Genomic DNA, 13266 nt, shown 5'->3' on the forward strand with positions numbered 1-13266 from the left:
GAAGGAGAGGGCGTATGCTGGTATCGCCGATGCGCATCGGCCTGTTGGGGCTGATGGCACTGATGGTGCCCCCGGCACAGGCCCAGAGCTGGCCGGGCGACAGCGGTCCATCGGGCGACCTCCTTCGGGGCGCCCTTCAGCAGTTCGAGCGGCTGGATCGCCCGCCGGTCGAGATGACCGGGCGCCTCAGGCCGGACCTGCTGTCGGACCTCCCCGAGGGTTCGGTGGATGTGGGCCAGCCTTCGATCACCCCGCCCGCAGCCTCCGCCCGGCCGGCCCGGCGCAGCTCCACCCCGCGCGAGACGCGCCGCCGTAGCAGCCCCGCAGTGGTGCCCGTCGCCCGCCGGTCCGAGGAAAGCCGGATCGACCGGCTGGAGCGTGAATTGGCGGAGCGCGGCCGGGAGATTGAACGGCTTCAGCGGCAGATCGAGCTACAGCGGTAGCAGCGCTACCAGTGAGCTGGCGTCAGCCCATTCGGCTCCGATCAGGCCGCCGCGGCGCCTGCTACACCGCGCCGATTCCGTAGGAGGCCGAGGGCTCTCCCCCGGCCTCCCTATTCGTCAGGCGGCCTGCAGGGCCACCTCGTAATCGGCCTCGGTCTTGGCCCGAACCTCCTCCTCGGTAACCCCCGGCGCCAGCTCGATGAGCCGCATCCGGCCGGCCGCCTTGTCGATCGACATGACTCCGAGCTCTGTTACCACCAGATCCACGACGCCCTGGCCAGTAAGAGGCAGCGTGCACTGCTTCAGCAGCTTGGGCTTGCCGCCGGCGGTGTGCTCCATCAGCACGACCACCCGCTTCACCCCGGCCACCAGGTCCATGGCGCCGCCCATGCCCTTCACCATCTTCCCGGGAATCATCCAGTTGGCGAGGTCACCATTCTGGGCGACCTGCAGGGCACCGAGAATGGACAGGTCGATATGCCCGCCCCGGATCATGGCGAAGCTGTCGGCGGAGGAGAAATAGCTCGTCGTCGGCAGCTCGGAGACGGTCTGCTTCCCGGCATTGATCAGGTCCGGATCCTCCTCCCCCTCATAGGGGAAGGGGCCGATGCCGAGCATTCCGTTCTCGCTTTGCAGCTGGACGGAGACGCCCGGCGGGATGTGGTTGGCGACCAGGGTCGGGATACCGATCCCCAGGTTCACATAGAAGCCGTCCTGCAGCTCGCGGGCAGCGCGGGCGGCCATTTCGTCGCGGGTCCAGGCCATGGGGCGCGTTCCTCTCGGCTCAGCGGGCAGGAAGGGGGTCGGTGCCGGCCGCCGCCGGGGCGGCGGGCTCGGCGCGCTTACGAATCGTGCGCTGCTCGATCCGCTTTTCCGTGCCTGGCGGCACCACGATCATCCGCTTCGTGAAGATGCCGGGGGTGTGGATCTGGTCCGGGTCCAGCTCGCCCTGGCCGACCAGCTGCTCCACCTCCACCACGGTCACCCGGGCGGCGGTGGCCATGACCGGGTTGAAGTTCCGCGCCGTCTTGCGGAACACCAGATTGCCCTCCGGATCGGCCTTCCAGGCATGGATGATCGCGAGATCCGCCATGATCCCGCGTTCCATGACATAGGTGACGCCGTCGAATTCCTGGGTGGGCTTGCCCTCGGCCACTGCGGTGCCCACGCCAGTGCGGGTGAAGAAGGCCGGAATGCCGGCGCCCCCGGCCCGGATGCGCTCGGCCAACGTGCCCTGGGGGTTGAACTCGATCTCCAGCTCCCCGGCCAGGTACTGGCGGGCAAATTCCGCGTTCTCACCGACATAGGAAGCGATCATCTTCCGGATCTGGCGGGTTTTCAGCAGCAGCCCCAGCCCGGCATCGTCCACCCCGGCATTGTTCGAAACGAAGGTGAGATCCTTCACACCGCTGTCGCGGATTGCCTCGATCAGCAGACTCGGAATGCCGCAGAGGCCGAAGCCGCCGGAATGGATGAGCATCCCGTCACGCAGCAGCCCGTCCAGCGCCGCCTTCGCATCCGGGTAGAGTTTTCTGCTCATTCGGCGACGCCCTCCAGTGTCTCTTCACCACGAAGGCTAGCCGTCCGGCCCAGCGTGAGAAAGGGGGTGAGAAAGCGTCGAAAGGGGGATTGCCTGGCCTGTGGCCGGCGGCTATATCGCGGCACCCGCACGGTGGGGGGCCATAGCTCAGTTGGGAGAGCGCTTGAATGGCATTCAAGAGGTCGTCGGTTCGATTCCGATTGGCTCCACCAGTTTAGCGGGATGATGCGGGGCGCCTGGAAACGGGCGCCCCGCTCTCTTTTGGGCCGCCCCCTTCCTACGCGTCAGCCAACGCCGACAATGCGCCAGGCGTATTCCTGGCCGTCCGGTTCGACGATCGTCACATTCTCGCCTGGGCGGCACGGCCCGGCGCCGCGGATAAAGGCATGGAGCGGCGCGTCTACGGGGCTGTCGTCACGGCGGAAGAAGCGTAGCGCCCAGCCGGTATCGGGATCGTAGAGCACGTCCCCCTCCATCAGCCCCTGCCCCGGCCAGAAGCGGCGCGCGGACCAGGTGGCCGGGTCCGATTGCCAGGCCCGCGAATCCGGAAAACCCTGGGAATCGAGCGTTAGCTGGAACTCGTAGCGATGCTCCGGGCTGCCCTCGGGAAGACCTGTTCCGCCGCTCGGCGAAAGGACGACGAGCGGCATGGAACACCTCCAGGCGGTTGGGGCGGAACTGGTTTCGCCCTAGATCGCGACGCGCACCCCCAGTTCGACCACCCGGTCGCTGGGGATACGGAAAAACTCGGTGGCCGGAACCGAGTTGCGGGACATGATGCCGAAGAGCCACTGTTGCCACCGGGCCATCTTCGGCACGCTGGATGCGACCACAGTTTCCCGTCCGAGGAAATAAGAGGCCTGCATCGGCTCGTAATCCACGCCGAACTCGCGCAGCCCCTCCAGGTCCTTCGGGATGTTTGGGCTTTCCTGGAAACCGTAGCAGAGGGTGATCCGGTGGATGCCGGGCGCCAACTCCTCCACGCTCCGGCGGTTGGTCACCTGCGGGACGTCCTCGTTGTTCACGGTCACGAACAGCACGCGTTCATGCAGCACCTTGTTGTGCTTCAGATTGTGCAGCAGCGCGTTCGGCACGTAATCGGCCTGGCTGGTCATGAAAACGGCAATTCCCGGCACACGCGTGGTGCGGGATTGCGGCAGGCGGGCCAGGAAGGACTTCAGGGGCAGGCTGTCCTGCCGGAAGCGGCTGAACAGCAGGTCACGGCCGCGGCGCCAGGTCACCATCATGGTGAAGAGCGCACCACCCAGCAGCAGTGGCACCCAGCCGCCATCCGGGATCTTCAGCACATTGGAGAAGAAGAAGGCGAGGTCGAGCACGAAAAGCGGGGCAAAGGTGGCGATCACCAGCGGCAGGGACCAGCCGAAGGTCCGGCGAAAGACCAGCCCGGCCAGGGTGGAGGTTGCGACGAAGGTGCCCGTGACGGCCAGCCCATAGGCGGCCGCCAGGCTGTCCGAGTTGCGGAAAGCAACGACCAGAACCACGACTCCGGCCAGAAGGGCGAAGTTCACCTGGGGCAGATAGATCTGCCCCTCCTCGGTTTCGCTGGTGTGCCGCACGGACAGGCGGGGCAGGAAGCCGAGCTGCACGCATTGCCGCGCGATGGAATAGGCACCGGAAATCATGGCTTGGCTGGCGATGATGGTGGCCGCGGTGGCCAGGATGACCAGCGGCAGGCGCAGCCAATCGGGCGCCAGCAGATAGAAGGGATTCTCCAGCGCTGCCCGGTCCGCCAGCATGAGCGCACCCTGGCCGAGATAGTTCAGTGCCAGGGCGGGGAGGACGAAGGCGATCCAGGCGAGCTGGATCGGGCGCCGCCCGAAATGCCCCATATCGGCATAGAGCGCTTCCGCCCCGGTCACAGCCAGCACGACGGAGCCGAGTGCGATGAAGGCCGCGAGGTGATAGGCCAGAACGAATCGCACGGCGTAATGAGGCGACAAGGCAACAAGCACCCCCGGTTCCCGCACCACCTCAATCAGGCCGAGCAGCCCGATGACGCCGAACCAGACGACGGTGATGGGCCCGAAGATCGCGCCCATGCTGCCTGTGCCGCGATACTGGAAGAGGAAGAGCGCCAGCAGCACCGCGAGCGAGATGGGCACGACCGCGCCGTCGAAGGCGGGCGAGATGATTCTCAGGCCCTCAATGGCCGAGAGCACGGAGATGGCGGGCGTAATAACGCCGTCGCCAAAGAACAGGGCAGCCCCGGCGATGCCCACCAGGGCAATGGCCCACCGGCCCCGTTCCGTCCGGGCGACACGCTGGGCCAGCGCCATCAGAGCAAGGATGCCACCCTCGCCCTTGTTGTCCGCCCGCATGACCAGCCAGACATATTTCACGGTCACGACGATGATCAGCGACCAGATGATCAGGCTGAGGATCCCCAGGATCTCCCAGCGCTCCAGCCCGTCTGACGAAAAATGCAGCAGCGCCGCTCGCATGGCGTAGAGCGGGCTGGTCCCGATATCGCCATAAACAATGCCGAGCACACCCAGCAGAACGGCGGCATTCAGAGGCTGCCGGTCACCGTGGTTGACCTGGGATGTCACGTCCGTTGCCCGCACTGGTTGGTGGGCGGCGGCATATGACCGCAGCCCCGGACGCTGCAACCCCCGTCCCGGCCTCCCGGTTGCAGAGCCGTCATGCGTTTGGGCTCAGAACGATGCCTGGGACGGGGCACGCCGAAATCGGCGCGAGGATGCTTCAGTGCCCCCGCAGGATCTGCGAGAGGAAGGTCCGCAGGCGATCCGTGGAGGGATTGCTGAAGAGCTGCTCCGGCGCCCCCTGCTCCACCACCTCGCCTTGGTCCATGAACACCACCCGGTCCGCCACCTGGCGCGCGAAGCCCATTTCGTGGGTGACGCAGATCATGGTCATGCCATCCTCGGCCAGCCCGACCATGGTATCGAGCACCTCTTTGATCATCTCGGGGTCGAGAGCGGAGGTCGGCTCGTCAAAGAGCATGATCTTCGGCTTCATGCAGAGCGCCCGGGCAATGGCCACGCGCTGCTGCTGACCGCCCGAGAGCTGGCCGGGATACTTGCGCGCCTGATCCGGAATCTTCACCCGGGTCAGGTAATGCATGGCCAGTTCCTCCGCCTCCTTCTTCGGCATGTGGCGGACCCAGATCGGGGCCAGGGTGCAGTTCTCGAGAATGGTCAGGTGCGGGAAGAGGTTGAAGGACTGGAACACCATCCCGACCTCGCGCCGGATCGTGTCCAGGGCCCGCACGTCGTCGGTCAGCTCATGGCCGTCCACGACAATGCGGCCTTCCTGGTGCTGTTCCAGGCGGTTGATGCAGCGAATCATAGTGGACTTGCCGGAACCAGAAGGCCCGCAGACCACCACCCGCTCCCCGGTCGCGACCTGGAGCGAGATGTCCCGCAGCACATGCATCGAGCCGTACCACTTGTTGACCTTGTCCAGCAGGATGGCCGGCGGCGCGTCCGTCCGGATGGACGAGGCAATGTGTGTCCCGGTGTCGAGGGCAGCGCTCATTACAGGGTCCTTTCCGGGGTCTAGCGGTGCCGGTGGCGGTTCAGTTCCGCCTCCAGCTTCTGACTGTAGCGGGACATGGCGAAGCAGTAGATGAAGTAGATCAAGGAAATCGCGACATAGACCTCGACGCCGAAGCCCTGCCAGGCCGGCTCCACGATGGCGGTCTTGCCGGCCGTCAGCAGGTCGAAGATGCCAATGATCAGCACCAGCGACGTGTCCTTGAAGAAGCCGATGAAGGTGTTGACCAGCGGCGGGATCACCAGCCGCAGCGCCTGCGGCAGGATGATGAACCCGGTCTTCTGCCAGTAGGAAAGGCCGAGCGCGTCGGCTGCCTCGTACTGCCCCTTCGGCAGGGCCTGCAGGCCACCGCGCACCACCTCCGCCAGATAGGCGCCGGCGAAGAGGATCACGGCCACCTGGGCGCGCAGCAGTTTGTCGATGTTGATTCCCTCTGGAAGGAAGAGGGGGAACATGACGCTGGCCATGAAGAGCAGGCTGATCAGCGGCACGCCGCGGATCAACTCCACATAAGCGATGCAGAGGACCCGGATTGCCGGCATGGAGGAACGCCGCCCGAGGGCCACCAGGATGGCCAGCGGGAACGCGAAAGCCAGCCCGAAGGTCGCGAGGATCAGGGTGATCGGCAACCCGCCCCAGCGCTCCTGCGGGACATAGGACAGACCGAGCACGCCACCCCACATCAGCACGCCGATCACCACCAGCGTCACGGCCCAGATGGCGGCCAGCGCCGGCCGCCAGAAGCGGCGCATGGCGGAGACGACATAAAGTCCGGTGAAGAGCAGGCAGACCAGGGCCGGCCGCCAATGCTCCTCATAGGGATAGGTGCCGAAGAGGATGAAGCGGTGCTTCTCCGTGATCACCGCCCAGCAGGCACCGGGATGGTCGGAGGTCTTCAGCGCACGGCAGGCCTGGGTCTGGCTGTTCGGCACAGACCAGATGGCGTTAATGAAGGCCCAGTCGATGAAGCCGATCGCCCAGCGCACGATGAAATAGGCCAGCACCAGGGTCAGCGCGGTGTTGAGCCAGGAGGAGAAAAGATTCGCCCGCAGCCAGGCAATCGGCCCCGTGGTCAGGGCCGGCGGCTGGCGCGGCGCCGCCTCCGGCACGCCGGCGACGGAGGTGGTGAGGGGGATGTCGCTCATATCTGGTTCCCCTCTCAGCGCTCAACCAGCGCGATTCGGTTGTTGTACCAGTTCATGAAAAAGCTGATGGTCAGCGAGATGGTCAGGTAGACCAGCATGATGATGGCAATGCCCTCGATCGCCTGTCCCGTCTGGTTCAAGGTCGTGTTGGCGATGCTGACGATATCCTGGTAGCCAATGGCCACCGCGAGTGACGAGTTCTTGGTCAGGTTCAGAAACTGGCTGGTCATCGGCGGCACGATCACGCGCAGCGCCTGGGGCAGCACGATCTGGCGCAGCACCGTGCCGGGCCGCAGGCCCAGCGCCTGCGCCGCTTCCCACTGGCCCTGCGGCACGGCCAGGATGCCCGCGCGCACGATCTCGGCGATGAAGCCGGCGGTGTAGGTGGTCAGGCCGATCAGCAGGGCGAAATATTCCGGGCTGATCGTGAAGCCGCCCTGGAAGTTGAAGCCGCGCAGCGCCGGCCAATCCACGGCGGTGGGCGCACCGCCCGCCGCCCAGACCACCAGCGGCAGGCCGATGAGGAAGCCGAGCGCGGCCGGCCAGACCCGGCGCGGCTGGCCGTCCTGCATCTGCTTCCGGCGCATAACCTTAGCGTAGAGCCAGGTCGCGAAACATCCGGCCACGAAGGCCAGCAGCGCCCAGCTATGCGCCGGCTGCCAATCCAGGAAAGGCAGTCTCAGTCCGCGGTTGGAGAGATAGACGCCGGCCACGGGATGCAGGGCTTGCCGCGGTGCCGGAAGGCTCTGCAGCAAAGTGTACCAGAACAGCAACTGCAGCAGCAGAGGGATGTCGCGGATCACCTCGACATAGACAGCCGCGAGCTTGGCCAGCAGCCAGTTCTTCGAGAGCCGTGCAATGCCGATCAGGGTGCCGAGAATGGTGGCCAGCACAATGCCGATCACCGCCACCTTGAGCGTGTTCAGGACGCCCACCGTCAGGGCGCGAAGATAGGTGCTGGCCGGTGTGTACTCGATCAGGTGCTCGCCGATCGGCAGTCCCGCCTCGCGGCTTAGAAAGCCGAAGCCGGTCGCGATCCGCCGGACCTCAAGGTTGTGCTGCGTGTTGCGCACCAACCACCAGACGATGCCGATCACGATTCCGACGATCAGCACCTGCCAGACCATGGCGCGCACGCGCTCATCCGCCCAGGACAGGCGGAACCGCTTCTTCGGGGGAGCGCGGAGGTGCCGCGTGTCAATGGTGGTCTGCGACATCCGGTGAAGGCCTCACTCTTGTTCTTCACTTAGGTCCGCGGGGGCCTGCGAACAGGCCCCCGCGAGGGTTGGTTCAACGGAAGGGCATTGCGTATTGCAGGCCGCCCGGCGTGGTCCAGAGCGCGTTCGGGCCCCGCTGGATACCGATCGGCTGCAGATGCCGGGCGAAGATCTCACCGTAATTGCCGGTGGCCTTGATGACGTTTACGGCCCAGTCATTAGGGAGGCCCAGCATCTGCCCGAGGCCGCCATTCTTGCCGAGCATGCGTTGCACGTCCGGCCGCGTGTCATTGGCAGCCATCTGTGTAACATTCGCCTGGGTGATGCCCATCTCCTCGGCACCCACAAGGGCGTAGTGCACCCAGCGGACGAGGTCAGCGAAGCGCTGGTCGCCATGGCGTACCAGCGGGCCAAGCGGCTCCTTGGAGATCACGTCCGGCAGGATCGTGTGCTCGGAAGGGTTGGGCTGGCTGGCGCGGGTGGCGGCGAGGCCCGACACGTCCGTGGTGAAGGCATCGCAGCGGCCGGAGGCGTAGGCGCCAACAACCTCTTCCAGGCGCTCAATCACAACAGGGGTGAAACGGATATTGTTGGCGCGCGCCCAGTCGGTCAGGTTCTGCTCCGTGGTGGTGCCGGGCTGAACGCAGATCGTGGCGCCCTCCAACTCCTTGGCGGTCCTCACGCCGGTCGAGGTCTTCACCATGAAGCCCTGGCCGTCATAGAAATTCACGCCAATGAAGTCGAGGCCGAGACTCGTATCGCGGGACAGCGTCCAGGTCGTGTTACGGGCCAGCATGTCCACTTCGCCCGACTGCAGCGCCGTAAAGCGGCTCTGGGCCGTGGTCGGCACGAAGCGAACCTTGTTCGGATCGCCGAGGATGGCAGCAGCGACCGCGCGGCAGTAATCCACGTCGAAGCCACGCCACACACCCTGGCTGTCCGGCTGCGCGAAGCCCGCCAGGCCGGTGTTCGTGCCACAAACAAGAGTGCCGCGCGCCTTGATCGCGTCCAGCATGGACGCGCCGCCATTGGCCGGAGCCGCTGGAGCCGGGGCCTGGGCGGCCACAGAAAGCGCACCGAACGCGGTCATGGCGACCGCACCGAGGACACCAAAGGTTGCGCGCCGCAAGGGCTGCAGAGTCATCAAGCTCTCCCTGAAACTTACGGGGACGTCCCCGGCAGCATGCTGCGCCAGGGTTGTGCCTGGATCAACGCGGTATTGCGCAGACCGCAGAGCAGGCCCTTAGCCCTCCTGCGGGTCCGCGGCAATTCGGCCCTGGCGGGGTTTGCGCCAGCGGCTGCGGGGGGCACGATGAGGCATGCGGGGCTCACCTCGGCCCCGCAGGCAAACGCTGTGCCGCTATGAAGGCGCGATCCCCGGGAGGCCCGCCCTGTTACATCTCGACCATGCCCGAGTGGAGTCGCTCCTGCCCTGGGAGCCCCTTTTCGACGCCCTGGCCGGCATGTTCCGCACAGGCTGCGAGGCGCCGCTGCGTCACGCCCATGCCTGGGAGGAAGGTGCGGAGCGCAACAGCCTCCTGCTGATGCCCGCCTGGCAGGCAGGCCGCTACACCGGCGTGAAGATCGTCCATGTCGCGCCGGGCAATACAGACGCTGCCGTGCACGCCGTCTTCCTGCTCTCCGACGCCGCGACGGGTGCTCCGCTGGCCTTGCTGGATGGCGGCGCCCTGACGGACCGGCGCACGGCGGCGGCCAGCGTCCTCGCCGCACGATATTTGGCGCGGCCGGACAGCCGGCGCCTCTTGCTGCTTGGCAGCGGCAAGGTGGCACATGCCCTCGCCCAGGCTTACCGCGCCGCCTTCCCGATCGAGGACATCGCGATCTGGTCCCGCGACCCGGCCCGGGCAGAACGGCTGGCCGCCCGGCTGCACGCCGAAGGCCACCCTGCCCGCGCCGAAGCCAATCCCGATCCGGCCGGCGCCGACATCGTCTCGGCCGCCACGCTCTCCCGCACGCCGCTGGTGCGGGGCGACCAGATACGCCCCGGCACGCATGTGGACCTGGTCGGTGCATTCCGGCGGGACATGCGTGAATCGGACGCCGCCCTCCTCGCCCGAGCCACCCTCGTGCTGGACACGCGCGCGGGCGGGCTGGCAGAGGCCGGGGACGTGGTCCAGGCCATTGCCGAAGGCGCGATCGGCCCCGGGCACGTCGCGGCCGAATTGGCGGAACTCTGTCGGGGCACCCATCCGGGCCGGCGCGACGCGGAGGAGGTGACCGTGTTCAAATCCGTGGGCTGGGCAGGCGAGGATCTGGCGGCCGCCATCCTCGCCTATGAGGGAGCGATGGCCGAGGCTCCGAATCGGAAGTGATGGAAATGCGCCGGGTTGAATGCCGGCCCTGAATTGCTGGGGTCACCACCCCTTGGGGTGCCATGCCTCCCAGGCTCCCCGCCGGGAACCCTTGGGGAACCCGGCCCAGCCGCCAGCATAAAGGAGTCGGGGCAAAAGCCTCCCGGCGCCGCCCCGGTATCCCCAAGCCGGCCGTCAGCCCGGCGGCAAGGTGATCGCCACACCCTCCCCATCATCTTCGAGCTTCGCGCCCAAGGCCTCCAGCGCAGTGCGCGCCTCGGGTGGCAGGCGCCAGGCCATCGAGAGCCGTGCTCCCTCCAGCCGCAGGGGCGGACGCGGCCCCGCGGGTATCCCGGCAGCGCCAGAGGCAGCCAGGATCAGCGCCCCCTCGAGCGTCGGTGAGCGTCGTTCGATAACGGCGCTGCCGACAGTCCGGATCTCGACGGCCCCGCCCGCCGCAAGGGACAGCAGCGGCAGCAGCTCCCGCAGCACGCGCTCGGCCGGAGCGGGGCGAACCCCTTCCTCCCGCCCCAGGGCGAGGAAGCCGCGGGCCAGATGGTCGTAGTCCATCGCCGCCTCCCGCGCCCGGGTGATCTGGCGCGTGTAGCGCTCCCCTTCCGGCAGCTTCGGTACGGCGGCGTCCAGATTGGCGGTCAGGACCATGGACAGATTGTTCACGGCGTGGCGCACGGGGCGCAGCAGCAGGGCCATGGCCTGCTCGCCGACGGGATTACGAGGCGCCTTCTCCTCGGCCATCAGCCAGCTTCCGCTTCGTGCTGCGGGACGGTGATCCTCATCGAGGCAGGCCCTCCAGGATATCGTGGAACAACCGGGCGGGCAGCGTGCCGCCGCTCACGGCCTCCATCGGCGTCGCGTCGTCATTGCCCAGCCAGATACCGATCACGGTTCCGCTGGAGAAGCCGACAAACCAGGCATCACGAAAATCTTGGGTCGTCCCGGTCTTGCCGGCGGAGGGACGGCCCGGCACGGCGGCAGCGCGGCCGGAGCCGCGCGATACCACCGCCTCCAGCATGCGGCGGATCGCCGCGGCATCGTCGGGCTGCACCGCCCGCACTGGGGCGGTGTTGCCGATGGACAGCGCATGCCCCTCTGCCCGGGCCGAGGCGATGCCATAGGGCACCACCCGCATTCCGCCATTGGCGAAGCTGGCATAGGCAGCGGTCAGTTCCAGCAAGCTCGCCTCCCCGGTGCCCAGGGCGATGGTGGCATCCTTGGGGAAGGGCCCCGCCAGCCCCAGCCGGCGCGCCACGGCGGCAGCCTCCTTCGCGCCGCCCGCCCGCACCAACACGCGCACCGCGGCAGTGTTCACGCTATGGGCCATCGCTTCGTCCAGCGGCAGATCCCCGCGCGAGCGCCAGCCGCCATTGCCGGGGGACCAGCGCCCGAGAGTGATCGGCGCGTCCGAGACGGTCGATTCCGGGTGGAGCCCATGCTCCAGCGCCGCGAGATAGACGAAGGGCTTGAACACCGAGCCTGGCTGGCGCCGTGCGGCCACGGCCCGGTTGAAAGGGCTGCGCCGGTAGTCCCGCCCGCCCGCCATGGCCCGCACGGCACCGGTTGCGGCATCCATCACCACCACGGCGCCCTGCCCCACATCGGCGGCAGCGCCCGGCCCGGCCAGCAGCGCCTCCAGCTTTGCCTCGATCAGTGCTTGCACTCGCAGGTCCAGCGTCGTCCGCAGCACCAGGTCGGCGGAGCCGGGGAAGCGCGTGGCGAGGTCATCCCCCACCCAATCAGCGAACCAGCCGGAATCGCGGGAGGGGCGCGGCGGGAAGGCGATCTTCTCCGCCTCGGCATTGGCCTGCGCCTCGGTCAGTGCGCCGGTCGCGGCCATGGCGCGCAGCACCTCCGCCCCGCGCTCCGCCGCCGCCATCGGGTTGGCGCGCGGGTTGTAGCGGGAGGGGGCGCGCGGCAGACCGGCCAGCACAGCGGACTGCCAGATCGCCAGCCGCCGCGCAGGCACGCCGAAATAGAGGCGGGCCGCCGCATCCACCCCGTAGGCGCCAGCGCCAAGATAGACCCGGTTGAGATAGATTTCGAGCAATTGGTCCTTGGTGAAGCGGCTCTCCAGCCAGAGCGCCAGCATCGCCTCCTGCACCTTGCGGCGGAAGGAGCGCTCGGGCGTCAGGAACAGGTTCTTGGCCAACTGTTGCGTCAGGGTCGATCCGCCCTGGGCCACCCGGCCGGTGGTCAGGTTGACCCAGGCGGCGCGCAACAGCCCGATAGGGTCCAGGCCGAAATGGTCACGGAAGCGGCGGTCCTCGATGGCCAGCAGGGCGGTTGGCAAATGGATGGGAACGTCGCGCAGCCGCACTGTCTCCCCATACAGGTCGCCGCTGGTGGAGAGGAGGCGGCCATCGGAGGCCTCCAGCGTGACCGAAGGCCGCCGCGTTGTCTCCAGCGCCGCCTCCGGCCGCGGCAGGTCCCAGGCGAAGATCAGCAAAAGGACGCCCAGGGCCAGCCCACCCCAGATCACCCCCATCAAGCCCCAGGCGGCGATACGGCGCGCCAGCCGCCGACGTGCTTTCACGGCAGGAGGCGCCTTGGCAGGCGCCTGCTCACGCCGCGCGGCACCTGGCTGCGGCTTGGACTTGCCGGTGCGCGACGTTCCCGCATTGCGCGTCGTGATTGCAATCGGGGCCCGAGGCATGGTGTTCACACTCATCACGGCTTAGTGAGCCCAACATCCGCGATGGGCGTGGGGCCGTCATACGACACTTCGCACAAGGGCGCAGTCTTTGAGGACCAGGATCGGGTATGCTGCGGGGCTCGCCTTGGTGGTCCTCCTGGGCTTTGACCACGCCGCATCGGCCTCTGACAGTGCCCAATGCCGCGGCGAATGCGGCGCCGTATATCCTGAGCGCTCGCAGAACCCCACCAGTGTCCAGAGTTGTCTGGGCCGCTGCGCGGCTCGTAGGACCGCGCTCGGCAAGGCGAATGTCTCGGCCATGACCGTGATGCCCCAGCCGCGGTCGCGCTGGACGCAGGGCCCCACGCGTCCCCCCGGCCGGTCCACCCGGCAATCCTTCGCTCCCGGTGCCCCGCAACGCC

At 67.5% G+C, this 13266-nt stretch carries 12 protein-coding genes and 1 tRNA gene; 3 read left to right on the plus strand and 10 right to left on the minus strand.

Features of this window, described 5'->3' with window-relative positions:
- The first annotated feature begins 14 nt into the window (after positions 1-14).
- Positions 15-443 carry a hypothetical protein gene (locus tag ACO1BU_RS17300; RefSeq protein ID WP_424137214.1) on the plus strand — a complete coding sequence of 143 codons (429 nt, stop codon included), beginning with the start codon at positions 15-17 and terminating at the stop codon, positions 441-443.
- Positions 444-560: 117 nt separating this feature from the next.
- Here the strand turns inward: ACO1BU_RS17300 and ACO1BU_RS17305 are convergent, their stop codons facing one another.
- Positions 561-1208 carry a CoA transferase subunit B gene (locus ACO1BU_RS17305; RefSeq protein ID WP_424137215.1) on the minus strand — a complete coding sequence of 216 codons (648 nt, stop codon included), beginning with the start codon at positions 1206-1208 and terminating at the stop codon, positions 561-563.
- Between the two features lie 19 nt (positions 1209-1227).
- Positions 1228-1983, minus strand: a complete 756-nt coding sequence (locus tag ACO1BU_RS17310; RefSeq protein WP_424137216.1) for a CoA transferase subunit A — start codon at positions 1981-1983, stop codon at positions 1228-1230.
- A gap of 136 nt (positions 1984-2119) precedes the next feature.
- Between ACO1BU_RS17310 and ACO1BU_RS17315 the strand changes: the two genes are divergently transcribed.
- Positions 2120-2195, plus strand: a tRNA-Ala gene (locus tag ACO1BU_RS17315).
- 72 nt (positions 2196-2267) lie between these two features.
- Here the strand turns inward: ACO1BU_RS17315 and ACO1BU_RS17320 are convergent.
- From ACO1BU_RS17320 to ACO1BU_RS17345, 6 genes are all read right to left on the minus strand, one after another.
- Positions 2268-2633 carry a hypothetical protein gene (locus ACO1BU_RS17320; protein WP_424137217.1) on the minus strand — a complete coding sequence of 122 codons (366 nt, stop codon included), beginning with the start codon at positions 2631-2633 and terminating at the stop codon, positions 2268-2270.
- 39 nt (positions 2634-2672) lie between these two features.
- Positions 2673-4553 carry a potassium transporter Kup gene (locus ACO1BU_RS17325; protein ID WP_424137218.1) on the minus strand — a complete coding sequence of 627 codons (1881 nt, stop codon included), beginning with the start codon at positions 4551-4553 and terminating at the stop codon, positions 2673-2675.
- A gap of 154 nt (positions 4554-4707) precedes the next feature.
- On the minus strand, positions 4708-5502 hold the full coding sequence (locus ACO1BU_RS17330; protein WP_424137219.1) for an amino acid ABC transporter ATP-binding protein: 795 nt from the start codon (positions 5500-5502) through the stop codon (positions 4708-4710).
- A 20-nt stretch (positions 5503-5522) separates the two neighbouring features.
- Positions 5523-6665 carry an amino acid ABC transporter permease gene (locus ACO1BU_RS17335; RefSeq protein ID WP_424137220.1) on the minus strand — a complete coding sequence of 381 codons (1143 nt, stop codon included), beginning with the start codon at positions 6663-6665 and terminating at the stop codon, positions 5523-5525.
- Between the two features lie 14 nt (positions 6666-6679).
- A complete protein-coding gene (locus ACO1BU_RS17340) occupies positions 6680-7882 on the minus strand; it encodes an amino acid ABC transporter permease (protein ID WP_424137221.1) in 1203 nt (400 codons plus the stop codon).
- Between the two features lie 73 nt (positions 7883-7955).
- Positions 7956-9026: an amino acid ABC transporter substrate-binding protein gene (locus ACO1BU_RS17345; protein ID WP_424137222.1), complete on the minus strand. Its 1071-nt coding sequence runs from the start codon at positions 9024-9026 to the stop codon at positions 7956-7958.
- A 247-nt stretch (positions 9027-9273) separates the two neighbouring features.
- Between ACO1BU_RS17345 and lhpI the strand changes: the two genes are divergently transcribed.
- The gene (gene lhpI, locus ACO1BU_RS17350; protein ID WP_424137241.1) at positions 9274-10215 is read left to right on the plus strand and encodes a bifunctional Delta(1)-pyrroline-2-carboxylate/Delta(1)-piperideine-2-carboxylate reductase; all 942 of its coding nucleotides are present in this window, start codon (positions 9274-9276) and stop codon (positions 10213-10215) included.
- A 174-nt stretch (positions 10216-10389) separates the two neighbouring features.
- On the opposite strand, the gene ACO1BU_RS17355 is transcribed toward lhpI, so the two are convergent.
- Positions 10390-10950, minus strand: a complete 561-nt coding sequence (locus tag ACO1BU_RS17355; protein WP_424137223.1) for a hypothetical protein — start codon at positions 10948-10950, stop codon at positions 10390-10392.
- 37 nt (positions 10951-10987) lie between these two features.
- On the minus strand, positions 10988-12880 hold the full coding sequence (locus tag ACO1BU_RS17360; protein ID WP_424137224.1) for a transglycosylase domain-containing protein: 1893 nt from the start codon (positions 12878-12880) through the stop codon (positions 10988-10990).
- Positions 12881-13266: the final 386 nt, after the last annotated feature.

Origin of the sequence: Roseomonas chloroacetimidivorans (assembly GCF_049629625.1) — a bacterium.
Classification (GTDB): Bacteria; Pseudomonadota; Alphaproteobacteria; order Acetobacterales; family Acetobacteraceae; genus Roseomonas; species Roseomonas chloroacetimidivorans.

Coding starts and splice junctions, on each gene's coding strand:
- ACO1BU_RS17305 (WP_424137215.1), bottom strand. CDS start 1,208: ATGGCCTGGACCCGCGACGAAATGGCCGCCCGCGCTGCCCGCGAGCTG.
- ACO1BU_RS17345 (WP_424137222.1), bottom strand. CDS start 9,026: ATGACTCTGCAGCCCTTGCGGCGCGCAACCTTTGGTGTCCTCGGTGCG.
- ACO1BU_RS17360 (WP_424137224.1), bottom strand. CDS start 12,880: ATGAGTGTGAACACCATGCCTCGGGCCCCGATTGCAATCACGACGCGC.
- ACO1BU_RS17335 (WP_424137220.1), bottom strand. CDS start 6,665: ATGAGCGACATCCCCCTCACCACCTCCGTCGCCGGCGTGCCGGAGGCG.
- ACO1BU_RS17340 (WP_424137221.1), bottom strand. CDS start 7,882: ATGTCGCAGACCACCATTGACACGCGGCACCTCCGCGCTCCCCCGAAG.
- ACO1BU_RS17355 (WP_424137223.1), bottom strand. CDS start 10,950: ATGGCCGAGGAGAAGGCGCCTCGTAATCCCGTCGGCGAGCAGGCCATG.
- ACO1BU_RS17310 (WP_424137216.1), bottom strand. CDS start 1,983: ATGAGCAGAAAACTCTACCCGGATGCGAAGGCGGCGCTGGACGGGCTG.
- ACO1BU_RS17320 (WP_424137217.1), bottom strand. CDS start 2,633: ATGCCGCTCGTCGTCCTTTCGCCGAGCGGCGGAACAGGTCTTCCCGAG.
- ACO1BU_RS17330 (WP_424137219.1), bottom strand. CDS start 5,502: ATGAGCGCTGCCCTCGACACCGGGACACACATTGCCTCGTCCATCCGG.
- ACO1BU_RS17300 (WP_424137214.1), top strand. CDS start 15: ATGCTGGTATCGCCGATGCGCATCGGCCTGTTGGGGCTGATGGCACTG.